The 13,623-nt window shown below is 33.4% G+C and carries 13 protein-coding genes; 6 read left to right on the top strand and 7 right to left on the bottom strand.

The genetic code is table 11. The features are described 5' to 3' along the window. The first annotated feature begins 306 nt into the window (after positions 1-306). A complete protein-coding gene (locus tag J0383_RS13235) occupies positions 307-777 on the top strand; it encodes an Lrp/AsnC family transcriptional regulator (RefSeq protein WP_012022648.1) in 471 nt (156 codons plus the stop codon). A 122-nt stretch (positions 778-899) separates the two neighbouring features. Here J0383_RS13235 and J0383_RS13230 read toward each other — a convergent pair whose 3' ends face one another. From J0383_RS13230 to J0383_RS13220, 3 genes are all read right to left on the bottom strand, one after another. Further along, positions 900-1,586 (bottom strand): zinc metallopeptidase, encoded by a 687-nt coding sequence (locus J0383_RS13230; protein WP_207294518.1) that lies wholly within the window; start codon positions 1,584-1,586, stop codon positions 900-902. A 97-nt stretch (positions 1,587-1,683) separates the two neighbouring features. Then, positions 1,684-2,319, bottom strand: coding sequence for a response regulator transcription factor (locus tag J0383_RS13225; RefSeq protein WP_207294517.1), 636 nt, complete (start codon positions 2,317-2,319; stop codon positions 1,684-1,686). Beyond that, positions 2,312-4,324, bottom strand: a complete 2,013-nt coding sequence (locus tag J0383_RS13220; RefSeq protein ID WP_207294516.1) for an ATP-binding protein — start codon at positions 4,322-4,324, stop codon at positions 2,312-2,314. The genes J0383_RS13225 and J0383_RS13220 overlap by 8 nt, the downstream gene beginning before the upstream one ends. 168 nt (positions 4,325-4,492) lie before the next feature. Between J0383_RS13220 and J0383_RS13215 the strand changes: the two genes are divergently transcribed. Next, positions 4,493-4,897: an MmpS family transport accessory protein gene (locus J0383_RS13215; RefSeq protein WP_207294515.1), complete on the top strand. Its 405-nt coding sequence runs from the start codon at positions 4,493-4,495 to the stop codon at positions 4,895-4,897. A 77-nt stretch (positions 4,898-4,974) separates the two neighbouring features. Here J0383_RS13215 and J0383_RS13210 read toward each other — a convergent pair whose 3' ends face one another. From J0383_RS13210 to leuS, 4 genes are all read right to left on the bottom strand, one after another. Beyond that, on the bottom strand, positions 4,975-5,571 hold the full coding sequence (locus J0383_RS13210; RefSeq protein ID WP_207294514.1) for a hypothetical protein: 597 nt from the start codon (positions 5,569-5,571) through the stop codon (positions 4,975-4,977). Then, a complete protein-coding gene (locus J0383_RS13205; protein WP_207294513.1) occupies positions 5,558-6,031 on the bottom strand; it encodes an RNA polymerase sigma factor in 474 nt (157 codons plus the stop codon). The genes J0383_RS13210 and J0383_RS13205 overlap by 14 nt, the downstream gene beginning before the upstream one ends. Positions 6,032-6,033: 2 nt before the next feature. Continuing rightward, complete coding sequence (locus J0383_RS13200) at positions 6,034-6,882, bottom strand: alpha/beta fold hydrolase (protein ID WP_207294512.1); 849 nt, start codon at positions 6,880-6,882, stop codon at positions 6,034-6,036. A 326-nt stretch (positions 6,883-7,208) separates the two neighbouring features. Next, positions 7,209-10,118 (bottom strand): leucine--tRNA ligase, encoded by a 2,910-nt coding sequence (leuS, locus tag J0383_RS13195; RefSeq protein ID WP_207294511.1) that lies wholly within the window; start codon positions 10,116-10,118, stop codon positions 7,209-7,211. Between the two features lie 414 nt (positions 10,119-10,532). On the opposite strand from leuS, the gene J0383_RS13190 reads away from it, so the two are divergent. The 4 genes from J0383_RS13190 (at position 10,533) to truB (ending at position 13,333) form a co-directional block, all read left to right on the top strand. Continuing rightward, the gene (locus J0383_RS13190) at positions 10,533-11,408 is read left to right on the top strand and encodes a cell division protein FtsX (protein WP_207294510.1); all 876 of its coding nucleotides are present in this window, start codon (positions 10,533-10,535) and stop codon (positions 11,406-11,408) included. 112 nt (positions 11,409-11,520) lie between these two features. Then, on the top strand, positions 11,521-11,772 hold the full coding sequence (locus J0383_RS13185; RefSeq protein ID WP_207294509.1) for a DUF3098 domain-containing protein: 252 nt from the start codon (positions 11,521-11,523) through the stop codon (positions 11,770-11,772). 74 nt (positions 11,773-11,846) lie between these two features. After that, on the top strand, positions 11,847-12,644 hold the full coding sequence (locus J0383_RS13180; RefSeq protein WP_207294508.1) for an undecaprenyl-diphosphate phosphatase: 798 nt from the start codon (positions 11,847-11,849) through the stop codon (positions 12,642-12,644). After that, positions 12,644-13,333: a tRNA pseudouridine(55) synthase TruB gene (gene truB / locus J0383_RS13175; RefSeq protein ID WP_207294507.1), complete on the top strand. Its 690-nt coding sequence runs from the start codon at positions 12,644-12,646 to the stop codon at positions 13,331-13,333. The genes J0383_RS13180 and truB overlap by 1 nt, the downstream gene beginning before the upstream one ends. Positions 13,334-13,623 lie beyond the last annotated feature (290 nt).

The raw sequence follows: 13,623 nt of genomic DNA, 5'->3' as shown, positions 1-13,623 counted from the left end.
GATTTGGAATTTTCTTTTTACGGGAATTTCAAATCAAATTCCAAATCTTAATTTCAAACTCCAACCTAAACAACTCTGCGTACTCAAGGTTCAAACCTTGGGCTATATTCTTTAAAATATAAAATTATTAAATTTCAAATCCCAATTAATCGCAACGTGATTGGAATTTGGATTTTTAATATTGGTATTTCCTCTTTTTTGGAATTTGGAATTTAAAAAATTAGAATTTTCTTTTCTACAGCATTTTAATTACATTTGATTTCTATTCTAAACCCAAATCACAAAAATAGTTTCAAATTATAAGTTATGAAAATCAACTCCCTTTTAATTGAAATTGACGGTATCGACAAAGAGATTCTCCGTTATCTTATGGACGACGCCCGAAAACCTATACTTCAAATCGCTAACAAAATTGGGATTTCTGGAGCAGCAATTCATCAGCGATTAAAAAAACTGGAACAATCTGGCGTAATTTCAGGATCTAAATTTACCGTAAACCCAAAAGTGTTGGGATATAATACAATGGCATTTATTGGTGTTTACTTAGACAAAGCTTCTCGAAACTCTGAAGCTGTAAAAGAATTACGAAAAATTCCTGAAGTTTTAGAATGTCATTATACCACGGGAAACTGGTCGGTTTTGATTAAAATTATCTGCCGCGACAACGAACATTTAATGCAACTTTTAAACACTAAAATTCAGGCGATTGAAGGAGTTTCCAGAACGGAAACTTTTATCTCGCTGGATCAACAGATTGATAGACAGATACAGCTTTAGAATTAGAAAATGTGCCAATTTGATAATTAGATAATTCCTAAAAAACAAAAAACCCGACAGGTTTTAAAACCTGTCGGGTTTGCTACTAATTATCTAATTGACTAATTATCTCAATTAACTAATTAATTCCTCCTGCTTCCAGAATAAATAGATATATAGTACAGCAGCGTTGCGATTGAACCTAAAGCCGCTACTACATACGTTCTTGCAGCCCATTTTAAGGCATCTTTTGCTCCTGCTTGTTCTTCTGCTGTAAGCATGTGTTTGTTTTCAAGCCAAGCTAATGCTCTGTTACTTGCATCGTATTCTACGGGCAAAGTAACAATTGAAAATAATGTTGTTACCGCAAAAATGATAATTCCCACTAATAATAACTGCGGAAATGTTCGTATCATTAAAATTCCGGCTAACAAAATCCACTGCATAAAGTTTGAAGCCACACTAACAATCGGAACTAATTTAGAACGCATAGTAAGCCATTCGTAACCAATGGCATGTTGCACTGCGTGTCCGCATTCGTGCGCCGCTACAGCCGCAGCCGCAGCATTTCGATGATTATAAACCGCCTCGCTTAAGTTTACTGTTTTATCTGCCGGATTGTAATGATCTGTTAACTGACCCGGCGTTGAAATAACACGAACATCAGTGATTCCGTTATCAGCAAGCATTTTTTCTGCGATTTCTCGGCCGCTCATTCCATTTCGTAATTGCAGCCTTGAATATAATTCGAATTTACTTTTAAGTTTTGAACTCACCATCCAGCTAAATAACATAATAGCTCCGGCAAGAATTAAATATCCACTTCCCATTTTATTAACTTTTTTTGATTGATTTTAAATTTACAAAAGAAACAGCAAATTATAAACCATTTTAACAAAATGTCATTTTGGCATTTTTTCGGACATTTTAGTCCAAAAGATTATTCTTTAAAAGCAATGTTATTAGTTCTGCTACGTTTTTGGTCTTGTATTTTTGGAGAATATTACGTCGGTGTGTCTGTACGGTTAAGAAACTCAAGAAAAGTTCATCGGCAATTTCTTGTGTTTGTTTTCCTTTTGAAAGCAGTATTGCAATGTCTTTTTCCCTTCTGCTTAAACTCGGAACCACATCCAAATCTTCAGATAAAGGCTGGCTTACAATTGTTTTAACTTCATCGCTAAATACGATTTCACCATCAATAGCTTTGTAAATACAGTCTTTGAATTCGTCAAAAGAAGCATTTTTAAGAATATAACCGTTTCCGCCGTTTCGGATAAACTGCATTACTAAACTTCTTTCAGACTGACTGCTCATACCGATAATTACAATTTCAGGAAACTTCTGTTTAATAGATTTACATAAATCAATTCCTGTAATAACCGGCAGAAAAATATCTACTAGAATTACATCTACTTTATTGTTTTCAATATAATCCAGGAGCGTTACCCCCGAATGCATTTTCTGTACAATTTCAACATCATCCAGATCCGAAAGCAATCCTGTAATTCCTGATATTACAATTGGATGATCGTCTACCACGACCATTTTATATTTTTTACTCATTTTCCTGTTTTTCGTTTAATACATTCAATTCAATATAAATTGAAGTTCCTTCGTTTATTTTACTATCAATTTCGAGTTTTCCGTTTAGGAATTCCACGCGATTTATAATGTTTTTTAACCCCATTCCTTTTTTCTTTTTAGAATCCGAAACATCAAATCCTAGTCCGTTATCCTCAACAGTTATAAAAAACACATCTTTATTCTGCGAACAGGAAACTAAAACCTGAGAGGCATTGGCATATTTCAAAGCATTATTCAAAAGTTCCTGAATAATTCTGTAAATCATAATTTCGTCAGTTTTAGATAATTTTGATTTTTTAATCAGATATTGAAATTCGATTTTGGTAACTGCATTTGAATTTGCAGCACATAAATCTCTCAAAGCATGCTCCAGACTCAGTTCTAATAATGTTTCAGGCATTAAATTCTGAGATATATTTCGAAGTTCTTTAATTGAATTATCCAATAAATTCCCTACTCCTGGCAACGCCTCTCCTTTTTCTTTCTGCGCCAGATTTAAATGAATTTTCAAACTCGAAAGCATACTTCCTAAACCATCGTGTAAATCTCTGGCAATACGCTTTCGTTCTACTTCTTCGCCTTGAATCAATGCCTTTGAAACAGATAATTTATGTCGGTTTTCAAAGGCTTTTAATTCCTGTTTTAAATTGATTTCTTTCTGGGCACTTAATTTCTTTTGGTTTTTATTGAAAATCCACAGAAACAAAACGGTAAGAAATAAAAGAAAAGACAAAACGGCAAAAAGAATTGAGTTCAAGTGATTGTTATAGACCATTAAAGCTGCTTTTTCGTTTTCTGACTGCAGCAGTGTAATTTTCTTTTCGCTTTCGGCTTTTTTGTATTTGGCCTCAAGTTCTACAATTTCAGTTTTAAACTTGGTATTGTTTAAACTGTCATTGATCACATTGTATTTGTTAGAATAGTAATAGGCTTTATCGTATTCTTTTGTAGCGTTATAAAGTTTAGCCATTTCATTGTAGTAATCTTTTTTTTCTACAATAAAAGGCGTGTTGGCTAATAAATAATCAATATTATTTTTGGCTTTCTCGTAATTCTTTAATTTAAAAAGTACTTCATATTCAGCAAACTTTAATCGGTTTAAGGCAATTGTATTGTGATGTTTTTCTGCCGCTTTAATTCCTTTTCCGTAACTTTTTAATGCTTCGGTACATTTATTTTGTTTGGCAAAATAAAGTCCTTCCGAATAATAATACGAATCGTTAAGATTGGATTCTGGGAAATCTTTTAAAGTCGAAAAAGCTTTATCGAGAACTTTTTTGGCATCATAAAAATGCTTCAGCTCGACTAAGTTTTCGGCATTTATAATATAGGTTTCCATTTTCGATTCGGCCAAAGTAGGCGTTTTTCTCAATGCCCTTTCGATGTATTTTTGAGCTTCACTTAAATATTCATTGGCTTTTTCGCGTTCGCTGGTATTCATAAAAATAATAGCAACCGCTTTGTATAAACCGCTTATAAGTTCATAGTCCCTGCTTTTTTTGGCTATTGGGATAGCTTCATTAATCAGCAGTTTCATATATGCCTTTTCGTTGTTTTTTCGCTGCTGCATAATACCATAATTCTGAAGTATTACGGCACGAAGTCTAAAAGCTTCGGTATTAAAATATTTTTTAAGCTTTTCGTTTGCTCTTAAAAGTTCTTTTTCAAAACCATCAACATCGCCTTTTTCTAAAAAGCTGGTAGAATTGTAATAAATGGAAGCGTCTTGTAAAAAAGGGAATTTATTTTTGAGTGTATTCGCTTGTTTTAAATATTGTTTTGATTTTTCGGCATCCTGAACCATCAAATACAATTTCGATAATCTAAAACTATAAAGACTTTTTAAGCTGTCGGACTTTGTATTTTTAGTCACCTTTGCGATACTATCAATATAAACAGAGTCATCATCGAGAGAAAGAATAACCTGTGAATATGAAAAGGCGGATAAAAATAAAAAGAGGATTACAAAGTAGTTTTTCTTCATAGAATGAGATTTCTCCAAATTTATTAAATTAAAAACCGTACAAAAAAGGATTTTTACTTTTTTACCTGATTACAGGTAATATAAAATGCATTTTATCAGGTATTGCCCTCTCTCTAATAAGCGCTTAATTTTGTTTAAACAAATTTATTAATTATAAAAATGTTTATTATGAAATCAGTTTTAAAAACACTTGCTATTGTATTAACACTTGCTTTTACAGCAGTTTCTTGCAGCAGCGATAACGATAAAGATGACAATTCAGCAGGAGCTTCAAGAGATGTAAAATACGAAATTACAGGAAATTACACCGGAAGTCTTTCTGCAACCTACATTGAAAAAGGTGGAAATGCTTTAAATGAGGACGTTAACTCTCTTCCATGGACTAAAGAATTTACAGCTGAACCTAAATCTATGGGAGCTTCAGTAAGTGCTAGCGGAAACGGAGGAGTTACAGGACAAACAATTACTGTAAAAATGATAGTTGGCGGTAAAGTAGTAAACGAGTTAACTGCCACAGCAGATAACAGTGGAATTATTGTAGCAGCGCTTACTGCTCACGTATTTCCTCAATAAATTTTAAAGGTTAGAATTTAATTTTTTGTTTTTGGTAAGAGTAAAGCTTCGTAATTTTTTTACGAAGCTTCTTTTTTTTATTCTCCTAATTGATCGTTTACTTCTTCAAACTTTTCAATCAGGCTGTTTATTTTATCCTGCTGCTTCTTAATTTGTTTTGGACGAATGAAGAACCAGTTGAACAACATCCACAATAGTGTAATTCCGTAGGTTAAACCTGCTCCTAAAACACTCATTCGGCTGGCGTATTCATACATGTACAAACAAATGCCTACGGTTAACATTACAAAGTAGAAACTCATCATTTTGGTTTGCAAAAATTGTTGTTTCTTTTTAATGGCAATTAGCTTTTGCAGATATTCTTGATTGGTTTGCGTTGCATCAATATTTTTATAACTGCTTAGTAATTTGTTATACACAAACAGATAAATCACCATGGCAAGAATTACTAGAACAATTCCAATTTTAGTCGAAATAAACTGCGGCTGATAATATATCCAAATAAATATTATAAAAGCACTTGTCAAGCCAAGCAGAATATTGCTAATCCATAAACTGCGCAAAGCTGCTTTTTTAAACTTACTCACTCTCATTAGCAAATCCTGCATATCGGGTTGATTTATGGTTTGTTTTTTCCATAAATCTTTAAAATTTATAGTGTTATCGTTGTCCATTTTCTTTAAATTTTTGAGTCAGTTTTTCTTTTATTCTGTGAATTTTCACTCTAACATTGGCTTCTGAAAGTCCGACGATTTTAGCAATTTCATTTTGTTTGATATCTTCTAATTCTAATGAAATAATGATACGATCGGTTTCTGGAAGTTCAGCAATACATTTATACAAAAACTGGATTTGTGGTTCTAATGAATATTGTTTTTCTTCTGAAAGATGAATTGGCAGTTCTGATTTTGGAAAACGTTTTTGTTTTTCAATCTGCCTCAAGCAATTATTCGAAGCAATTCTAAAAATCCAAGTTCCAATTGCTGATTCGTTTCTGAAGGTTTCGAGTTTCTGCCAGACAATTATAAAGGTTTCCTGAGCCAGATCCTGCGCTGCATCGTAATCGTTGACAAATCCCATGCAAAGCCTGAAAATTCGATCCCAATACGTTTTGTAGATTTGTTCAAATTCCATTTTTACGATTTTAAAAAAGTACTTAATTGCTGTAAATACCAAGCTGTATCATCGTACATAATAAAATGCAGCCCATTTGTGGCGTATTGAAAATTAGCCGTTTTTAAATTTTTATACTGATCTTCAATAGTCGGTTTTAAATTTATAAAATAAGATTCTAATAGAATTAAAGCTGGACATTTTATCTGTGCGATTCTGTTTCTTAAATCGACATTATAGAAATCACAAAACATTTGTCCAAAAGTCGTTCTGTCTGATTTCATACTCCAGTCCACCACCATATCCAATTTGGTTTGATTTTGCAAAAGTCTTGGCATGGTTTGTTTCTGCATATCGTAAAATTGATCATTGGTCATTCCTGTGATTTGACTTACCGAGGCCGAACAATCGTTATTCTCTTTTGATTTAAAAGCGGGATCAGTCATGGCAGCCAGACAAGGAAGCGCATCTACGACTACAATTTTACCAATTAAATCGGGATAATCAGATGCAAGAGCAAGTGCCAGTCCGCCGCCCATACTGTGACCAATTACAATGGGTTTGTCAATTTTATTTTCTTTAATATAATTAGCGATTCCGGTTTTCCATTTTTCAAATGAGGCATTTGGCTGTGGCTGTCTTCCGGCAAAACCAGCCATTGTAAGTGTATAACAAGTAAATTGATTTTCGAATGTGGCTCTGGTTTCATTCCAAACGTCACCAGAAGAGGCGAAACCCGGAATAAATATAATAGATTGATCTCCGCTTCCAGTTTTTAAAACTTCAAACGGAAATTGTTTGGTTTGTCCGAAAACATTTAAACATAATGCTGAAAATAAAAATGCGATAATTAAGATGATATACTTTTTCATTTTTAATAGTTTTTAAGTTGTTAATTAAATCGGATCCGTGCTTTTGATACGGCAACTATTAAAATGTTACAGATTTTTTTAAAATTTCAATAAAAAAATTCCAAATCCCAATGTTTGTGAGGGAAATTCCAATATTTAAATCCCAAATTCCAAAATGATTCGGGTAATTTTCCGCCACGACTCGAGCGATAACGAACAGGCAAAGCAATTCACGAATGAATTGAATAAAAATTCGTGAATTCGTGGCGGAAAAAAAACATAAAAAAAATCCCAAACCCCAATCGTAAAATTGGAATTTGGAATTTTTATATTGAAAATTAATTTGGTTATCCTACCAAATTGATGATTTTCCCAGGAACAATAATTACTTTATTTGGTGTTCTACCATCTAATTGTCTTTGTGTTCTTTCGTCTTTCATGACGATTTCTTCGATTTGCGCTGCGGTTAAATCCAAAGGTAATTCGATTGTGAAACGCATTTTTCCGTTGAAAGAAACTGGATATTCTTTATTGGTTTCAACCAAATGTTTTTCTTCAAAAACAGGAAACGCAACCTCAGAAATTGAAGTTGTATGTCCTAATTGCGACCATAATTCTTCAGCAATATGCGGCGCATAAGGTGAAACCAAAATGGCTAATGGTTCTAAAATCGCTCTTGAATGACAATTTTGAGAAGACAATTCATTAACGCAAATCATAAACTGAGAAACTGAAGTATTGAAAGAGAAATTCTCAATATCCTCTGCTACTTTTTTGATGGTTTTATGCAACGATTTCAAGTTGTCTTTTGTTGGTTCGTCGTTGTTTACGATTAGACCATTGTCATCAAAATACAATCTCCATAATTTTTTAAGAAACCCAAAAACACCTGAAATACCAGCCGTATTCCAAGGTTTTGCCTGCTCCAATGGCCCTAAAAACATTTCATACAAACGTAATGTATCTGCACCATATTCTGCACAAATATCATCTGGAGTTACTACATTGTATTTCGATTTTGACATTTTTTCAACTTCGCGGCCTACAATGTATTTTCCGTTATCATCTAAGATAAATTCCGCATCAGCATAATCTTCTCTCCAAGATTTGAATTTTTCAACATCTAATTCATCAGAAGAATTCACCATTGAAACATCAGCATGGATTGGCTGTACTTTATGATCTCCAATTTTATTTTTAGATACAAAACTATTCGTTCCTTCGATTCTGTAAACAAAAGCACTAGTCCCTAAAATCATTCCCTGATTAATCAGTTTTTTGAATGGCTCTTCGGTTGGCGCAAAACCTTTGTCTTTTAAGAATTTGTTCCAGAAACGAGAATACAATAAGTGGCCCGTTGCGTGTTCGCTTCCTCCAATGTACAAATCTACACTTTCCCAATACGCCAAAGCTTCTTTACTTGCAAATTCATTTTCATTGTGCGCATCCATATAACGCATCCAATACCATGAACTTCCCGCCCAACCTGGCATTGTATTCAATTCTAAAGGAAAAATATTGACATTGTCTATCAACTGAGTACTAACCACTGAATTCTGAACACTGTCCCAAGCCCAAACTGCAGCATTTCCTAATGGCGGCAATCCGTCTTCGGTTGGTAAATATTTCTCTACTTCTGGCAAAATAATTGGCAAGTGTTGAGAATCGATCATTTTTGGAAGTCCATTCACATAATACACTGGGAATGGCTCACCCCAATAACGCTGACGAGAGAAAACAGCATCACGCAAACGGTAATTGGTTTTTCCAGTTCCCTGACCAATTTCTTCCAGTTTTTCGATCGCTTTTTTAGTTCCCTCTTTATAATTTAATCCGTTTAAGAAATCAGAATTTGCGATTTCAACGTTGTCTTTAGATCCGTAAGCGGCTTCAGAAATATCAACATTGGCAAAAATGTTTTTAACTTCTTGCATTCCGTTTTGGCCTTTAAAGAAATTAGCAAAAGCATAATCTCTTTCGTCGCCGCAAGGAACCGCCATAACCGCTCCTGTTCCGTAACCTGCCAAAACATAATCCCCAATCCAAACCGGGATTGGTTCTTTTGTGAACGGATGTTCCGCATAAGCTCCTGTAAATGCACCTGAAATCGTTTTTACATCAGCCATACGTTCACGTTCAGAACGTTTAGACGTTTTTTCGATATACGCTTCAACTTGGGCTTTTTGTTCTGGAGTTGTAATTTTAGCCACCAAATCATGCTCTGGTGCCAAAGTCATAAAGGTTACTCCGAAAATAGTATCAGGTCTTGTTGTGAAAACTGAAATAGTTTCTGGTTGTTGGTTGTTGGTTGTTGGAATTACATTGAAAGTAACCATTGCTCCAACACTTTTTCCAATCCAGTTTCTTTGCGATTCTTTGATCGATTCGCTCCAGTCAATATCATTTAAACCATTAAGCAAACGCTCTGCATAAGCAGAAATTCGCATGCTCCATTGTGTCATTTTTTTACGGATAACCGGAAATCCTCCACGTTCTGAAACTCCATTTACGATTTCGTCATTAGCCAAAACAGTTCCTAAACCAGGACACCAGTTTACTTCTGTTTCTGCCAAATAAGTCAATCTGTATTGTAAAAGGATTTTTTCTTGTTCGTCTGATGAAAGCGCATTCCATTCTTCTGCTGAGAAAACAGCAATATTATCATCAGAAACTGCATTTACATTGGCATTTCCTTCTTTTTCAAAAACAGAAACTAATGTTGCAATATCTTCGGCTTTATCAGAATTTTTATTGTACCAAGAGTTGAACAATTGAATAAAAATCCATTGTGTATGTTTGTAATAATCTGGATTTGAGGTACGAACTTCACGTCCCCAGTCAAAAGAAAAACCAATTTTATCCAATTGTTTTCTGTAACCAGCAATTTGTTTTCCTTCTTTATCTACGCCGCCGTCAATGTTTACGCGAGTTGTATCTTCTGGACGCTGACCTGTTTGAATTGCATATTGTTCTGCTGGCAATCCGAAACTATCGTATCCCATCGGATGCAAAACATTAAAACCTTGATGTCTTTTAAAACGAGAATAAACATCTGAAGCAATATATCCCAGCGGATGCCCAACATGCAGTCCTGCTCCTGATGGATAAGGAAACATGTCTAAAACATAATGCTTCGGTTTAGCTTCGCTCTGTTCGGCTTCGCCTCGAGTTTCAGAATTGTTTTTGGCAGCAAAAGTTTGATTTTCTGCCCAATACTTCTGCCATTTGGCGTCTATTTCGTTTGGATTGTATTTCATTTCTAAGTGACTAAGATTCTAAGCTACTAAGGTTCTAAGCTTTTCACTAATTAATTTAAGCCGCAAATTTACATTTATTGTGCATTGTAGCAAAGCTATTTACATTGACAAACAAAATAAAATAACAATTATGCATTCAAGATTAGTAAAAAAGCGCATTTGTTTGAATCATAAATACTTATTTATATCAAAATTATGGATCAAAACAGACCATACACGTACAAAAATTTGGAGCTTGCATTTTAAATAGCTCAACATTAAAATATTTTGTGCTCTTTATAATTAAATTACTTTTTTACCACTAAAATGGACTTTTTATTCGATAACGAATCGTACATTTATAGTATAAAAGTTTGTTATTAACTTTAAATAAAGAAATTCTTTATTATTTTTACCACATAATTTAAGCATACTATGAGTTCTAACTTTGATAAATTTCAAAAACGCAGGTTAATTTCCTCTTATTTTTCGGTAGTATTAAGTGTCTTTCTAGTTTTATTCCTTTTAGGAGTACTGGGATTATTTATTATTAATTCTAATAAACTGGCTGACGATTTTAAAGAAAAAATTGCAATGACCGTTTTCTTTAAAAATGAAGCAAACGATAGTATTATCAAAGCTTTTAATACTGAATTGAAAAGAGCACCTTATGCTAAATCATTTGTCTATGTCACAAAAGAAAAAGCAGCGAAAGAACACACTGATATTATCGGCGAAGATTTCCTTACATTTTTGGGAGAAAATCCATTATTGAATTCTTATGATATTCATTTAAAAGCAGATTATGTTGAAAGAGACAGCATTTTGGAAATTGAAAGCAATCTGCGTAAAAACACTATGATTTCTGATATTGTTTATGACAAACAATTGGTAAATCTGGTAAACGACAACATCAAAAAAGTTAGTATGTGGATTTTGATCATCAGTGGTTTCTTAACAGTTATCGCAGTATTATTAATCAATAGTTCACTGCGTTTATCGATACACTCAAACCGTTTTATTATTAAAACCATGCAGATGGTTGGCGCGACAAAATCTTTTATTCGCAAGCCATTTGTAATGAGAAGCGTAAAATTAGGAATGCTTGGGGCAGCTTTAGCAATAATTGCTTTAATTGCTCTTTTAGGATATGTAGAAACTAATTTTCCTGGTTTAGGAATCTTAGAAGATAAAGCTTTAATCGGGTTGGTGTTAGTAGCCGTTTTTGGATTAGGGGTTTTAATTACATGGGTAAGCACACATTTTGCAACACAACGTTTCTTGAATTTAAGAACTGACGATCTTTATTAATTTAGATTGCAGATTTTAAATTTTAGATTGAAAAGGCCTTCGACTTCGCTCGGGCTGACAAACATAGACAAAATAGCCTCTGACTTTGCTCACGCTAAAAAATAAATAAAAAATGAAAAACGATAATAATAAAGAACAACAGCAAAAACAAGAATTCCTTTTTGACGGGATTAACTACAAAATCTTATTAATCGGAATTGCCGTTATTACTTTAGGATTTATTTTAATGTCAGGCGGAGGAAGCGATAATCCAAATGTTTTCAACGAAGATATTTTTAATTTTAGACGTATTCGTTTAGCTCCAACTACTGTTTTAATTGGTTTTGGAATCACGATATATTCTATTTTCAAAAAAACTAAATAAATAGATTTATAGATTTTGGACATCGCTAAGCAAAGCGAAGTATGAAATCTAAAATCTGAAATCTAAAATTCTAAATGAACACATTACAAGCTATCGTTCTTGCTATTATTGAAGGAATTACTGAATTTTTACCCGTTTCTTCAACAGGCCACATGATTATTGCCTCTTCATTTTTTGGAATCGCTAAAGACGATTTCACTAAACTTTTCACCATTGTAATTCAGCTTGGCGCAATACTTTCGGTTGTTATTTTATACTTCAAACGTTTCTTTCAAACATTTGATTTCTACTTTAAACTTTTAGTTGCTTTTATCCCTGCTGTGGTTTTAGGATTATTATTGAGCGATTTTATCGACGATTTGTTAGAAAATCCAGTTACAGTTGCGATCTCTCTTTTAATTGGAGGTATTATTTTATTAAAAGTAGACGAATGGTTCAACAAACCAAATGATCCTGAAGTTTCTTCTGAAATCACATATGCAAAAGCACTGAAAATTGGATTTTTTCAATGTCTGGCTATGATTCCTGGAGTTTCACGAAGCGGTGCCAGTATTGTAGGTGGAATGTCTCAAAAATTGACCAGAACTTCTGCTGCCGAATTTTCATTCTTTTTAGCCGTACCTACCATGTTAGGTGCAACAGTAAAAAAATGCTATGATTATTACAAAGCCGGATTTGAATTGTCTCACGACCAGATAAATCTTTTAATTATCGGTAACATTGTTGCTTTTATTGTAGCTCTTCTAGCGATTAAAACTTTTATTAGTTTTTTGACTAAAAATGGTTTTAAAGTATTTGGCTATTACCGAATTATTGCCGGAATCATTTTATTATTGATTCACTTTTTCATTCACCCGCTTACGATTATATAATGGCACCTGAAGAATATTTAAACGGACAAGTTTTATTGATTGACAAACCATTAAAATGGAGTTCGTTTCAAGCTGTCAATAAATTAAAATACCTTTTGATTAATAAAGTTGGACTTCCAAAAAAGTTCAAAATTGGCCATGCAGGAACTTTAGATCCTTTAGCAACCGGACTTTTATTAATTTGTACTGGAAAATTCACAAAAAAAATCTCCGAGCTGCAAGGTCAGGCAAAAGAATATACAGGAACATTTTACATTGGAGCGACTACTCCATCGTATGATTTAGAAACTGAAATCGATCAGACTTTTCCAACTTCTCATATTGATGAAGCTTTGATTCATGAAACTGTAAAACAATTTTTAGGCGAAATCGATCAAAAACCGCCTATCTTCTCGGCTATTAAAAAAGATGGTGTTCGTTTGTACGAGCATGCGCGTGCAGGAGAATCTATAGAAATCGAAAGCCGAAAAACGACCATTCATGAATTTGAAATAACTAGAATTGCCTTACCTGAAATTGATTTTAGAGTAGTCTGCAGTAAAGGAACTTATATTCGTTCATTGGCTTATGACTTTGGAAAAGCCATGAATTCAGGTTCTCATTTAACAGTTTTGCGACGAACAAAAATTGGCGATTACGACGTAAAAAATGCAATTGACATCACGTTATTTGAAGAAAGCCTGAAATAGATTTATAAAAAATGCAGGAAGTGTAATCTCTTACAATGACTTTAAAAGATTTTTTTTATTGCTAGATCACATTATTTTGAACTCCCCAGAAAAGAAATTAGCACATCACTCCAAAAAGTAATGTGCCGACTTCTAAAATAATGTTATCCCATACTTATTTATTTTAATTAATAGTGAGGAACATTTTTCCCTCCGAATAAGTATGCAGAAAAAAAATCATAAAACCTTTCGAATAACTTTTTCATAATAGTGAATTTTTAAATGGTTAGAGTTAAAATAGACACCAGTAC

Origin of the sequence: Flavobacterium endoglycinae, assembly GCF_017352115.1 — a bacterium.
GTDB classification, from domain to species: domain Bacteria; phylum Bacteroidota; class Bacteroidia; order Flavobacteriales; family Flavobacteriaceae; genus Flavobacterium; species Flavobacterium endoglycinae.
The sequence above is the reverse complement of the archived record's forward strand: the minus strand, read 5'-3'. Positions and strand labels throughout refer to the sequence as shown.

Bases quoted from the DNA above. Each gene is read 5' to 3' on its own strand.
- leuS (WP_207294511.1), bottom strand. From the start codon at position 10,118: ATGAAATACAATCCAAACGAAATAGACGCCAAATGGCAGAAGTATTGG.
- J0383_RS13210 (WP_207294514.1), bottom strand. From the start codon at position 5,571: ATGGACAACGATAACACTATAAATTTTAAAGATTTATGGAAAAAACAA.
- J0383_RS13190 (WP_207294510.1), top strand. From the start codon at position 10,533: ATGAGTTCTAACTTTGATAAATTTCAAAAACGCAGGTTAATTTCCTCT.
- J0383_RS13205 (WP_207294513.1), bottom strand. From the start codon at position 6,031: ATGGAATTTGAACAAATCTACAAAACGTATTGGGATCGAATTTTCAGG.
- J0383_RS13225 (WP_207294517.1), bottom strand. From the start codon at position 2,319: ATGAGTAAAAAATATAAAATGGTCGTGGTAGACGATCATCCAATTGTA.
- J0383_RS13220 (WP_207294516.1), bottom strand. From the start codon at position 4,324: ATGAAGAAAAACTACTTTGTAATCCTCTTTTTATTTTTATCCGCCTTT.
- J0383_RS13235 (WP_012022648.1), top strand. From the start codon at position 307: ATGAAAATCAACTCCCTTTTAATTGAAATTGACGGTATCGACAAAGAG.
- truB (WP_207294507.1), top strand. From the start codon at position 12,644: ATGGCACCTGAAGAATATTTAAACGGACAAGTTTTATTGATTGACAAA.
- J0383_RS13230 (WP_207294518.1), bottom strand. From the start codon at position 1,586: ATGGGAAGTGGATATTTAATTCTTGCCGGAGCTATTATGTTATTTAGC.
- J0383_RS13180 (WP_207294508.1), top strand. From the start codon at position 11,847: ATGAACACATTACAAGCTATCGTTCTTGCTATTATTGAAGGAATTACT.
- J0383_RS13215 (WP_207294515.1), top strand. From the start codon at position 4,493: ATGAAATCAGTTTTAAAAACACTTGCTATTGTATTAACACTTGCTTTT.
- J0383_RS13200 (WP_207294512.1), bottom strand. From the start codon at position 6,882: ATGAAAAAGTATATCATCTTAATTATCGCATTTTTATTTTCAGCATTA.
- J0383_RS13185 (WP_207294509.1), top strand. From the start codon at position 11,521: ATGAAAAACGATAATAATAAAGAACAACAGCAAAAACAAGAATTCCTT.